Here is a 12,694-nt window from a genome sequence, read left to right as displayed (position 1 = left end):
ACGTTTCATTTGCAGGGCAGAAGTTTTCATCAAACTGCTAGAACTTATCATTGTCAGGAAGAAGCTTATACGTGTTATCACGTGGCGTTCTCGATAGCGAAAATCTGATCATTTGCTGCATCAAACTTTTCATGATGACCTCCCAAGTTATCACACCTGACGAGTCCCGTAAAAAAGCTCCCGACACTCAGCCGGAAGCTTCCCTTTACGCCTACAGGACGCGTTCCAGCGCCTTGCGATGGGCGTCGATCGTCTTTTCAATATCTGCTTCGTCATGTGCTGTCGACATCGAGTAGCGGTTCATCGGCTTGGAGTAGATGCCGAGCGTCAGCAGCGCTTCATCAATACGGCGGCGCAGATCGGTGTCGGCTTTACGCATGTCGCGCAAGTTGCGGATCGGCTCATCCGTCAATACAATGTTAAAAATACTGCCTACCCCCATCGCCTGCATTGGCACGTTAAATTCTTGATACAGCTCTGTCAAACCGCGCTTTAGCTGCTCGGTTTTCCGAAAAACATCTGCAATGCCGCCACGCTTTTCCAGCAGCTGAATCGTCGCGAGCCCCGCAGCAAGTGTTGTCGGGTGTCCGTTGTATGTGCCGCTGTGGAAGAATGCTTTTTCTGATCCCGATGTGCCTGCTGTGAGAATGTCACGCCCGGATGCCGGTGAACAGAGCTCCATGATCTCGCGTTTTCCGCCGAGTGCGCCGACCGGGAAACCGCCGCCGAGCACTTTTCCAAGCGTCGTCAAATCCGGCTTAATGCCGTAGATTTCCTGCGCTCCGCCGAGGGAGACCCGAAAGCCAGTTTTGACCTCGTCGTAAATGAGCACGATGCCAAGCTCCTCTGTGAGCGCACGCAGCTGCTTCATGAAATCAGGTGAAGCCGGAATGAAACCGGACTGAATCGGCTCCATAATCACACAGGAAACGTCGTCCGCCTGCTTTCGCAAAATCGTTTCACATGCGGTGATGTCGTTAAATGGAAGGACGACCGTGTTAGCTACGCATTCGCTCGACACTCCGCTCGAATCCGGAACACACGCAGGATTCTCCGCTGTTCCTTCTTCTGTTTCATCCGGGTTCACACTCATCAGCACTTGATCGTAGCCGCCGTGGTAGTGTCCTTCAAATTTCGCGATCTTGTGCCGTCCGGTGTAAGCAGCAGCGAGCCTCACCGCTAGAAGCGTCGCCTCCATCCCAGAGTTGCAGAAGCGGACCTGGTCAATGCCGCGGTAAAGATCGCGCAGCTTCTGCGCCATCGTGATCTCCAGCCGGTGCGGCGCGCCAAAGATCGTCGTGCCTTTGGAATACATCTGCTCGGTTACTGCCGTATAGACAGCCGGATGGCCGTGACCGGTCATGAGTGCCCCGTAGCAGAGCAGGTAGTCAATGTATTCATTGCCGTCCACGTCATACAGCCTGCTTCCGTGCCCTTCCTCCATGACAATCGGGTGCGGCTTAAAATATTTAATATTTGCCGTTACGCCCCCTGGCATCACGTCCATCGCTTCTTCAAAAAGCGCCTGTGATTTCGCTGTACTGACTTCCGCTGCGGTTTCCGTTACGTTTTCCATTCGTGAGCCATTCCTCCATGTTTTTATTCAAAATGAATTATTTACTCCATTTTATATTAAAAATGGAGTAAATACATCAAATGTGGACAGTTTCTTGGAAATTAATGCGAAAGTCACCCCTCGCTTTAAAAAGTCCTGCCTGTTTGGCATACTAATTGCCTGCAAGGAATAAATTGTAAACAAATGTAACTGGTACCTTTTCGTGAACCTGCCTCATTTTAACTATTCAGATAATTGGATATGCTATGCTGATTTTATTCGTCATCCGAAAGAAAACAAAAGGGGAGGAAACAATCGATGAAAAAGCAGTTGTTTATCGTATCTGCAGCGGGACTGATCGGCGCAGGAGCATTTGCTGGAGCCGCTTCAGCTGAAGAAGAAGCCGACTATATGGTGCTGTTAAATGGAAATGTGAGTATCGAGGAAGGCACGGCAGAACTGGAAGCACTCGGGGCTGAGGTCGTCGCCGATGCGGAAGCGATCGGACTCGTGCATGTGGCTGCTGGAGAAAGCTTTTTAGAAGATGTGGAAGCGAGCGGAATCGCCGCTTCAGCTGTCGAAGACGTACGAATTGAAACGAAAGACCTCGTGCTGGAAGCCGATGAAGTGGTTCCGGATGAAGCAGCAGAGGCAGATTTGTTTGAGCAGTATCAGTGGGATATTAAACGCGTCACAAACGACGGCGCAGCGTGGGATGTGACGAAGGGGGATCACTCCGTTGTCGTCGGTGTGATTGATACCGGCGTTGATTTTTCCCATCCAGACTTAGAAGACAACCTGCTGTACGGTAAAACGTTCCACCCGGATTCATCTCCGGAAGATGCCTACGAAGACTCCGGTATGCACGGAACGCACGTGGCCGGCTCGATTGCCGGTAACGGACGGGTGCTCGGTGTCGGACCGGAGCTCGGCATCGCCTCGTACCGCGTCACGAATGATCAGGGACGCATGAACTGGACCGGCATTCTGGATGCAATTACGACCGCCGCAGATGACGGTGTCGACGTTGCTAACCTGAGCCTTGGCACGTACAGCTTTATCAATGAAGAAGCAGACCGCCTGCTTCACCTGTCGTCCAAGCGCGCTGTACAGTATGCACATCGAGAAGGCATGATTATCGTCGGTGCAAACGGCAATGACGGACTCGATCTCGGAAAAGCCGTTCATACCGTTCCGGGCGAAGGCCGCCAGTACGGACCACTGTTTGACACGTTTACAGATATTCCGGGCGTGATCAGCGTATCTGCGTCCACCGACCGTGATACGCTCGCCTACTATTCCAACTACGGCACGTCCAACGTGAGCCTCGCTGCTCCAGGCGGTGACTACGGTCCAAACTGGCCGAACCCGGAGCAGGATCAGTCGCTGCTGGAAGAGGAATCCCGCGCCTACAGCACGATCCCGGTTGATCAGGGCTCCTACGGCTGGGCGATGGGTACGAGCATGGCTGCTCCGAAAGTAGCCGCAGCTGCTGCGCTCGTGAAAGTAGAAAACCCGAACATGCAGCGCCCGCGCGTGATCACGCACCTGCAGCAGACAGCTGATCAGGTGGACGGCAACGGCCGCAGCAACGAATTCGGCCACGGCATTGTCGACGTGTATGAAGCACTGCGCTAGACCATTAAAAACGTCCGCTCCCCGAGAAGGAGAGCGGACGTTTTTTGAACAGCGAGATTTTACACCTTCTTGCTAAACTATTCCATGTGATCCCGTACTTGTTTTTTCAGCGGGATACGTCCTGCCGCTGGTTCTGCATAAAGCGAAGGATGTCTTGTACTTCGTAGTCCCCCTGGTCTCCTTGAACTAGATGGGTCAGGGTGCTGCAGGCGATGCTAAATGCAAGCAGTTCATCAACAGGCATATTCGTCATTGTGCCGTGAAGTACACCGGAAGCAAATGCATCCCCGCCGCCTACTCTGTCGAGAGGTTTAAACGAAGCTGGTAAGCTAGCCGACAGACTCTCTCCATCGAAATAATAACCTGTCAGCCGATGCGAGCCATCTTCCAGCAATTCCCGTTTAGTGGATGCAGCAGAAGCAACGCCGAACTCGTGATGCAGTCTTTGGTAAAAGTGAGTCAGCTCTTCTTCATAGCTGCTTCCTTGTTTCTCCCAGTTAAAGAGCCAGGCGAAATCTTTCCAGCCTGCAAAACAGTGATCAACAAGCGGAAGCACTTCCCGGAAAGCCTCAGCAGCCTCTTCTGGTGTCCAGAGCTTGCCTCGGAAATTGAAATCAAAACTCGTCTTTACGCCGTAATGGCGCGCTTGCTGAAGTGCTTCCTTTACTAAGGAACGAAGCTCAGAGGACAAGGCAGATGTAATTCCGGTTACATGCAGCCAGTCTTTTTCTGAAAACAGTTTCTCCCAGTTGATCGGCAATTCCGGAAGGCCTAAAACAGAGGCACCGCTTCGATCATAGTAGACCTCGGCTTGTTTCACAGAAACCGGCTTCTCCAAATAATAAGTGCCAATCCTTCCTTCAGAAGCATAGATCATATCCGTATGAACTCCTGCCTGACGGAGGTGCTTCTTCATAGCCTTCGTGAGTGGATGTTCATGCGGCAGCGCCGTTACATAATGAACATCGTGTCCCAGATAACCAAGGGTGACCGCTGTGTTCGCTTCAGCTCCCCCATAATAAGCGTCAAGTCTGGATGATTGTGACAAAGGATTGTTGTCTGCTGTCTGATAGCGGACCAGCATTTCACCGATCGTGACAATTCGACTCATTGGACGCCACCTGCCGCCTGCATAAAACGCCTTGCTTCTGCTGTTACAGCATCAAAATCGCCGTTTTTAGCCCCTTTTGTCATGTCTCCGCCTACTCCTACCATGACCGCCCCAGCTTCGAGCCATTCTGCTGTATTATCGACTGTAATACCGCCGCTCGGCATAATATTCACGTGAGGGAGCGGACCTTTCACCGCGCTCAAAAAAGGAGGACCGAACGTTCCACCGGGGAATAATTTCACAACTTGAGCACCGTATTCCATTGCCGTTATCATTTCCGTAATCGTCATGCAACCAGGTAAGTAAGGCACCTGATACCTGTTGCACAACAAAGCCGTTTGCTTATCGAATCCCGGGCTTACAATAAAGGCAGCACCTGCCAGGATCGCAATTCGTGCCGTTTCTGCATCAAGGACTGTTCCAGCTCCGACAATCGCATCAGAAAACCGCTGTTTCAGCCGTCGGATAACGTTCTCTGCACCATCGACAGTAAAGGTTACTTCCAGAACCTTTACACCACCCGCGTAGCAGGCCGCTCCTGTTTGTTCCGCCTGTTCAGCCGAATCTCCCCGGATCACGACTGCCAGCTTCTCGTTAGTCATATCCTGCACGGTAGAAAGTAGCTGCATAGTCTCCTCCTATACTCCTGAATAAGCTGAGAAACCGCCGTCTACTGGCACGACAATGCCGTTAATAAAACTGGATGACTCATCTACGAGCCAAAGCAGCGTACCAATCAGTTCTTTCGGCTCCCCGAACCTGCCCTGCGGAGTCTGGCTTATGATTTTTTCGGCGCGATCTGTATAACTGCCGTCCTTATTCAACAGCAGCTCCTCATTTTGCGCAGTAAGAAAAAAGCCGGGTGCGATCGCATTGACGCGAATACCTGTATCGGCAAAATACGTAGATAACCACTGTGTAAAATTACTGACAGCTGCTTTAGCTCCGCTGTATGCCGGTATTTTTGTGAGGGGGCGAAACGCATTCATTGACGAAATATTTATAATCGAAGCATGCTTTTTCCCAACCATGTCTTGTGCAAAAACCTGGGTAGGAAGAAGTGTTCCGATGAAATTAAGTCTGAACAGCCATTCTACTGCTTCAGGATCAAGATCGAAAAAAGTCCGGTCCAATCCTTCTTCCGACCATTCGACCGTCAGCTTTTCATCCGACGTTGTCGCTTTCGGGTGATTTCCGCCGGCTCCATTGATTAAGATGTCGCATGTGCCGAACGTATCGGTAATTTCCAGCCTGACTTTCTCCAGGGCCTGCCTGTCGAGAACATCAACGCTGAAGCCTTGAGCTCTACCCCCTGCCTCTCGAATTTCATCTACTACTTTCGCGCTTTTTTCACGCCTTAATGACAACACAGCTACTTTCGCTCCAAGCTGTGCCATTGCGAGGCTCATCGCTGAGCCCAGCACTCCGGACCCTCCTGTGATGACGACCACTTTATCTTTTACATCTACCTCAAACGGGACTGACATGCCATCCGCCTCCTTCACTGCTTGTGGTGAATTGTATCCATGATGCCGTTCAAATAAGCTGCACCGAGAGCTCGATCGTACAAACCGTACCCCGGTCTGCCGGTTTCTCCCCAGATCATTCTGCCGTGATCAGGACGAATAGGCCCGCTGTATCCCTCTTGTATGAGCGTCTGCATAACACCGACCATATCGAGAGACCCGTCATGAATGGAATGAGACGTTTCCTGAAACGATTTCTCTCCTGTCCATTTTACGTTTCGAGCATGGACGAAATGAATACGTCCAGCGGCCGCCTTCACAATCTCATGCAAATCATTTGCCGGATCTGCGCCGTACGATCCTGTACAAAATGTAATCCCGTTTTCATCTGCGTCAACAGCAGAGAGAATTTTTCTCACGCTGTCCACATTTGTAACAACGCGAGGCAGGCCGAAGATCCCCCAGGGCGGATCGTCAGGATGAATCGCCATCTTGACTCCTGCTGCTGTCGCAGTGGGAATAACCTCTTCAAGAAAGTAAATTAAATTATCCATCAGCTGAGCTTCGGATATGCCACGGTACTCTTCCATAATTTGCTGCAGTTCATCTGTCTGGTAAGAGAGATCCCAGCCAGGAAGCGTCAGTTCGCCGCTCAGCGGGTCAAGAGTAGTCACCGTTTTCTCATTATATTTCAGTGAATTTGATCCGTCGGGCAGTGGCGCATCAAGCTCTGAGCGAGTCCAGTCGAACACTGGCATAAAATTATAGCAGACCGTATACACCCCTGCTTCCGCAAGATTTTGCAGCGTCTTTTTATAATTCGCAATCCACTTGTCTCGAGTGGGGCGACCGAGTTTAATCTCTTCGTGAACCGGGACGCTCTCGATCACGTTTAATCGCAGGTTCATGGATTCGATTTGTTGTTTCAGTTTGATAATATCTTCAACCGGCCAAACTTCACCTGCCGGAATATCGTAAATCGCGGATACGATCCCTTTCATCGCCGGAATTTGGCGAATGTAGTCCAGTGTCACCGGATCGCTTTCACCGTACCATCGGAAACTCATTTCCATGCCAGTATCCTCCTGCCTTATAGTGTTGATGAATGCTTCGGCTGCAATTGAAAATAGCGTTCGGCATTTTGATAACAAATGCCTTCTACATACTCCTGCAACAGCTTCCAGTCTTCCGGCACCATGCCTTCTTCCACCCATTCGCCGAGCATGCGGCAGAGAATCCTTCTGAAATACTCGTGTCGCGTTAGGGAGAGAAAGCTTCTTGAGTCGGTCAGCATTCCGATAAAATGGCGCAGAACACCGACATTAGCCAGCGTTCTCATCTGATCCAGCATGCCGTCCAGATGGTCATTGAACCACCATGCAGTCCCGAACTGTATCCGTCCCGGTTCCTCCGCGCTCTGAAAATTGCCAGCGGCAGTTGCCATAATGATATTATCCTGAGGATTGAGCGTATACAGCACTGTTTTTGGAAGTCTGCCTGCGCTCGCCATTTCGTCCAGCATACGGTTCAGTGGTTCTGCAACCGGAGCGTCATTCATTGAATCGAATCCTGCATCCGGGCCGACCTGTTCGTGCATAGCTGTAAAATTGTTACGCAGCGGTCCGATATGCAGCTGCATCGCCCATCCTTTTACGTAATACATCTCCGCCAGTTTTTGCAGGGTGACAGTTTTATACTGAAGCACTTCTTCTCCTGTCACAGGAGAGCCTTCCATTCGTTTTTGGAACACGGCAGCCGCATCCTTTTCAGAAGCCGGCACGTGATACATTTCATTAATCCCATGATCGGATGCTCTGCAGCCGCATTCGTGAAAGAATGCTATACGGTCATCTAATGCGTTAAGCAGTTGATCATAAGAAGCGATGTCACGTTCTGCAGCTACTGCGAGTTCACCGACCCAGTCTAGAAAATCGGGATGATCCAGATTCAGTCCGCGGTCGGGGCGAAAAGAGGGAGCTACCGTAACAGGAAACCGATCCTGCTGCAGCTTTCGATGAAACTCCAGATTGTCGATTGGATCGTCTGTAGTACCAACAAAAGCCACATTCTGCATCTTCAGCATGCTTCGCACAGAAAGGTCCCCAGAAGCCAGCGTTTTATTTCCTTCTTCCCAGATTTCATCTTTTGTGTCTCCGTTCAGCGGTTTCTCGATTCCAAAGAATCTGGACAACTCCAGATGCGTCCAGTGATAGAGCGGATTGCCAAACAAGTTCGGCACGGTCTCTGCCCAAGCGTCAAATTTCTCTTTATCTGTTGCTTCTCCGGTAATGAAATGCTCCTTTATGCCATTTGCTCGCATTGCCCGCCACTTATAGTGGTCTCCTTCCAGCCAAATCTCAGTCATATTCTGATAATTCCGATCTTCCCAGATATCTTTGGCACTGAGGTGATTATGGTAGTCAATGATCGGCATTGCCTCCGCAAATTGGTGATACAATTTTTTCGATGCTTCGGTACGAAGCAGGAAATCATTCGTAAACATGTCTATCCCTCACTCCTCGCGCATCTTTTCTCATTTCAGAAAAGGATACGCACGGTTATTGGTCAAAAACGCCCGGCAGCCATAGAACAAGATCCGGAAAAAAAGCAACTAAGAGAACTACGACCAACATGGCTCCATAAAATGGAAGCATCGCCTTCGAAACTTTCTCGATCGTAAGCTCGCCAATCGCAGAGCCGACAAAAAGTACTGAGCCTACTGGTGGCGTCACCAATCCAATGGCGAGACACAGCATCATAAGCACTCCAAAATGTACAGGGTCCATGCCGACAGTAACAGCAACAGGCAGCAGAATCGGCGTTGCAATCAAAATCAGCGGTGCCATATCCATAAACATACCGAGTACAAGTAAAATCAAGATAATGAGCAGAATAGTTACAATATCGTTCGGTGAAATACTGATAAGTGCTTCAGATACAAGCATTGGAATCTGCAGCAGCGAGAGCAGCCAGCCGAACGAAGATGAAGCAGCGATTAAAAACAAAACCATCGACAGCGTTTTAAAGGTCGAATGAAGAATGCCGGCCATCGCTTTCAACGGGATTTCACGGTAGACAAAAAACGTAATGATAAACGCATAAAGAGCACCGATAGCCGCGGATTCTGTTGCTGTGAAAAAGCCGCTCACAATACCACCGATGATGATCACCACGGTGAAAAGACCAAGCAGCCCTTCCCATACAATGCGCGGAATATCCTTTGCTTCTACAACGTCACCTTTTGGGTAATTGCGCTTTACAGCAATTACATACGCAAGAACCATTAATGCCAGTCCCAGCAGAAGCCCCGGAAGCAGCCCGCCCATAAACAGGGCGCCGACCGAAATACCGCCTGCAGCGGTTGAATAAATAATCATGTTATGACTAGGTGGAATAAGCACTCCTTGAGCCGCACTGGAAATGGTAACTGATACCGAATAATCAGCATGATAGTTGTTCTTTTTCATCATTGGAATCATCACAGAACCGACAGCTGATGTATCCGCCAGCGCAGAGCCTGAAATACCGCCAAACAGCGTACTCGCAAGTACATTTACCATCGCAAGCCCTCCGCGGATCTTGCCGATGATTACATTTGCAAGATTAATCAGCCGCCTTGTCACTCCGCCTGCGTTCATAATTTCACCTGCCAGAATAAAAAACGGGATGGCCAGCAGCGTAAACGAATTCAACCCTGCAACCATGCGCTGAATTAAGGCAGACAGACTCAAATCCATATAGACACCAGTGATAAGGGACGAAAAAATGAGTGCCAGGGCAATTGGAACTCGAATAATTAAAAACAGCACGAAGCTGCCAATCAGCAGTGCAATTTCCATATTCGTCAGGCCCTCCCTTCGTCCATCCCGTATTCCTGGTGCATTCCTTTTGTGAACAGCAGTTCAATGCCATTCAGAAGCACATAGAAACCGGTGATCGGCAGAACAGCATACAAAAAGCTAGAAGGAATACCTAGACCTGCTATGTTGGAATTCCACATCAGTACTGTATAGGTCGTTCCGTAGTAAAGCAGAATACCCCCGAGCGTGATCACGAGCAGCTTAGAGAAAAACTCAAGACCGTTCTGCCAAGATACCGGAAGCTGCTTCACAAAAATGCTGACACCGATATGAAGCTTTGCTTTAAACCCGTAGGCTATCCCGAGAAAACCAACCCATACGAATAAAACTCTAGACAGGGCTTCCGTCCAGGCAGGGCTCGTCCCAAGGACTTGTCTTGAAAACACCTGATACAAAATAACGAGCACGGTCAATAAAAGCATGAGAAGAGAGAGCACCAACAGACTCTTATCCATCCCCCGCTTCACCTTCAGGATCGACTCTTTCATGGACATCACCTCTTATAAAAGAAGGGAGGCAACCTCCTCCCCCCTCAATTCCTATTGCTGAAACCGTTCGATCCATTCACTGTATTCGTCTCCGAACTCATCGTAAACTGGTTCTACCGCATCCTGCCATTCACCAAGGTCATCCACTTCAATCAGCTCATTGCCGTTTTCTATAACTGCTTCTCTGGATTCCTCTGTCAGTTCTGCCCATGCTTCTCTCTGAACATCTACAGAATCCCTAGCAGCCTGCTCAAAGGCTTCCTGATCTTCTTCACTTAAGTCCTGCCAGAAATCTTCTGAAGCGATCACTACTTCCGGTACTCCCTGATAGCCCGCAAGCGTAAAGTATTCTGCTACTTCATAGTGATTGGACGTGTAGTAGCTTGGGAAATTGTTTTCAGCTCCGTCAATAACACCCGTTTGCAGCGCTGAATATACTTCGCCATATTCCATCGGGGTTGCTTCCGCTCCAAGTGCTTCTACGATCGCAATAGCGAGATCCGAAGATTGAACGCGAATCTGTAACCCTTCCATATCTGATGGGGAAGAGACTGGTCGTTCCGAGTTATAAAAGCTTCGTTCACCGGAATCATAGTATGTCAGACCGACGAGGCCCGAACCGTCAAGGGTGTCCAGCAGATCATCACCTGCGTCTCCAAGCAGGTGGTCCCATTTTTGCTCTTCGTCTTCAAAGAGGAAAGGCATGAGCAGAACACCGATGTCATCTGAGAATTCTGTTAGCGGGACCGAATTGACACGGGCAATCTCCAAGCTCCCCAGCTGAAGTTGCTCAATGACTTCTGATTCTTCTCCAAGCTGTCCTCCTGCATATACTTCAACCTCGTATCGGCCATCCGTGTATTCATAAACGTTTTCTGCAAAAGCCTCGTTGCCGATTGTGGTTGGATAATCATCCGGGTGGTTTTCTGCGAGTCGCAAAGTTGTTGTATCTGCATCTGACTCTTCTGCTTCTGCGCTTTCTTCTCCATTTCCGTTGCCGTTCAGACCATCATTACCACCATCTTCATCGTTTCCGCACGCGGCAAGCAGCGTGCCTCCAAGCAGCGCTACTGATACGAGTCGCCAGTTCATTTTCTTCATGATACTACCCCTTTCTCCTGTTTATAATGAAGAATTCAAAATCCGCTTACTAATTAATTTGTTTGCCAAACAAATTAACTGAATAGCTATATCATAAATGAAAGCGCTTAAATATTCAATCCCTTTTTGCTATTTTTCAGAATTTAATCGACCAGTCATTTGTTTTCCGCTTTATAAACCTTAGCACTATTGCTTCCACGTCCATATAGTATATAATTTACTTACTAAACTAATTGGGTACATCAGGAGGATGCATATGATTACAGGCGATGCGGCTTACATTAAGCAGTTAAACCGCGGACTGCTGCTCCGGGAGATCAGCGATCAAAAAAAAATATCACGCGCTGCCCTATCCAAAGTAACTGGTTTGAATAAAGCGACGATCTCAGCACAGGTTGCTCAGCTTCTTGAAGAAGAGCTGATTTATGAAACAGAAGCAGAGCATTATGCCGTCGGACGCAGACCGATCATGCTTTCCATTAATGAAAAAGCAGGCTACGTGCTTGGAGCGGATTTGGATAAAGGTGCGATTTTATATCACGTGTCTGACCTTGCTGGAAACACGGTTCTTAACGAAAAGAAAATTATAGAGACAGAGGACTATGAAGCTGTTTTAGGTATTCTTGCAGCCGATATTGAAATGTATACTTCCCGATTCGCTGAGGCCACGTATGGATTGATTCGGGCAACAATCGGCATCCATGGTACTGTTTCCAATGACGAAGAAATTCTGTTCGTTCCAAAACTAGGATGGAGAAGAAAATCTATCAAGTCTGATCTGCAGACGCGAGTTTCGATTCCACTCACTTTTGAAAATAATGCTAATTTATCAGCTTATGCTGAGCGTGTCTTTTCACATCAGCAAAGCGATCACTTGATGACAGTCATTTTATCTTCAGGCATTGGTTCAGGTATGATTATCCATGGCGAACTGGAGAAGGGTCATCATGGATATGCCGGCGAAATGGGACACATGATTATTTATCCGGAAGGCAGACCTTGTAAATGCGGCAACTCAGGCTGCTGGGAACGGTATGCCTCGGAGTCTAGTTTCTTTGACCACCTGGCTGAAGAACTTGGGGAATCCCGTCTGACAGCTCCTGACGTGCAACAGCTGTTAGAAGATGGTAACTCTACTGCACAAAAGCATATGGACAGCTTCATCCGGAACGTTTCGATTGGCTTAAACAACGTTATAAATCTGTATAATCCGGAAACTCTCGTTCTCAACAGTGACGTCCTCTCCTGGTGTCCCCGGGCAATAGAGCGAATTAAAGATAATCTCGTATCAAACGTCAGCACATGTGAAGAAATCTGCCTTTCACGCTTAGGCGGCAATTCCTGCGTACTGGGAGCCTGCGCCCTCTCCATTCAAACGTTTTTGAATATCTCTCACTTAACATTGAGTAACTAAATCAGACTACGAAACTAAAGAAACCGAACTATGAATGAAACTCTGGTAAGAGATTCAATAA

Annotated in this window: 11 protein-coding genes; 2 read left to right on the top strand and 9 right to left on the bottom strand. The window is 48.9% G+C overall.

Features of this window, described 5'->3' with window-relative positions:
- Positions 1-211: 211 nt before the first annotated feature.
- Complete coding sequence (locus HCN83_RS00610; protein WP_168004368.1) at positions 212-1,576, bottom strand: aspartate aminotransferase family protein; 1,365 nt, start codon at positions 1,574-1,576, stop codon at positions 212-214.
- Between the two features lie 297 nt (positions 1,577-1,873).
- Between HCN83_RS00610 and HCN83_RS00605 the strand changes: the two genes are divergently transcribed.
- Complete coding sequence (locus HCN83_RS00605) at positions 1,874-3,193, top strand: S8 family serine peptidase (RefSeq protein ID WP_168004367.1); 1,320 nt, start codon at positions 1,874-1,876, stop codon at positions 3,191-3,193.
- A gap of 106 nt (positions 3,194-3,299) precedes the next feature.
- On the opposite strand, the gene HCN83_RS00600 is transcribed toward HCN83_RS00605, so the two are convergent.
- The 8 genes from HCN83_RS00600 to HCN83_RS00565 are packed head-to-tail and all read right to left on the bottom strand — an operon-like array spanning position 3,300 to position 11,219.
- Entirely contained in the window at positions 3,300-4,304 is a 1,005-nt protein-coding gene (locus HCN83_RS00600) for a sugar kinase (protein ID WP_168004366.1), read from the bottom strand.
- The gene (locus HCN83_RS00595; protein ID WP_168004365.1) at positions 4,301-4,933 is read right to left on the bottom strand and encodes a bifunctional 2-keto-4-hydroxyglutarate aldolase/2-keto-3-deoxy-6-phosphogluconate aldolase; all 633 of its coding nucleotides are present in this window, start codon (positions 4,931-4,933) and stop codon (positions 4,301-4,303) included. The genes HCN83_RS00600 and HCN83_RS00595 overlap by 4 nt, the downstream gene beginning before the upstream one ends.
- Positions 4,934-4,942: 9 nt before the next feature.
- Positions 4,943-5,791: an SDR family oxidoreductase gene (locus HCN83_RS00590; RefSeq protein WP_168004364.1), complete on the bottom strand. Its 849-nt coding sequence runs from the start codon at positions 5,789-5,791 to the stop codon at positions 4,943-4,945.
- A 14-nt stretch (positions 5,792-5,805) separates the two neighbouring features.
- Complete coding sequence (uxuA, locus tag HCN83_RS00585) at positions 5,806-6,843, bottom strand: mannonate dehydratase (RefSeq protein ID WP_168004363.1); 1,038 nt, start codon at positions 6,841-6,843, stop codon at positions 5,806-5,808.
- A gap of 17 nt (positions 6,844-6,860) precedes the next feature.
- Positions 6,861-8,273 (bottom strand): glucuronate isomerase, encoded by a 1,413-nt coding sequence (gene uxaC, locus HCN83_RS00580; protein WP_205774433.1) that lies wholly within the window; start codon positions 8,271-8,273, stop codon positions 6,861-6,863.
- Between the two features lie 55 nt (positions 8,274-8,328).
- Positions 8,329-9,609: a TRAP transporter large permease gene (locus HCN83_RS00575; RefSeq protein WP_168004362.1), complete on the bottom strand. Its 1,281-nt coding sequence runs from the start codon at positions 9,607-9,609 to the stop codon at positions 8,329-8,331.
- Between the two features lie 5 nt (positions 9,610-9,614).
- The gene (locus HCN83_RS00570) at positions 9,615-10,118 is read right to left on the bottom strand and encodes a TRAP transporter small permease (RefSeq protein WP_168004361.1); all 504 of its coding nucleotides are present in this window, start codon (positions 10,116-10,118) and stop codon (positions 9,615-9,617) included.
- Positions 10,119-10,169: 51 nt separating this feature from the next.
- The gene (locus tag HCN83_RS00565; protein WP_168004360.1) at positions 10,170-11,219 is read right to left on the bottom strand and encodes a TRAP transporter substrate-binding protein; all 1,050 of its coding nucleotides are present in this window, start codon (positions 11,217-11,219) and stop codon (positions 10,170-10,172) included.
- Between the two features lie 256 nt (positions 11,220-11,475).
- Here HCN83_RS00565 and HCN83_RS00560 point away from each other — a divergent pair, with 256 nt between their 5' ends.
- Positions 11,476-12,633 (top strand): ROK family protein, encoded by a 1,158-nt coding sequence (locus HCN83_RS00560; protein ID WP_168004359.1) that lies wholly within the window; start codon positions 11,476-11,478, stop codon positions 12,631-12,633.
- The last annotated feature ends 61 nt before the right edge of the window (positions 12,634-12,694 follow it).

The sequence above is a fragment of the Alkalicoccus luteus genome (genome assembly GCF_012034335.1).
GTDB classification, from domain to species: domain Bacteria; phylum Bacillota; class Bacilli; order Bacillales; family Salisediminibacteriaceae; genus Alkalicoccus; species Alkalicoccus luteus_A.
Note: the sequence above shows the minus strand (reverse complement) of the source record. Positions and strands in the feature narration are given on the sequence as shown.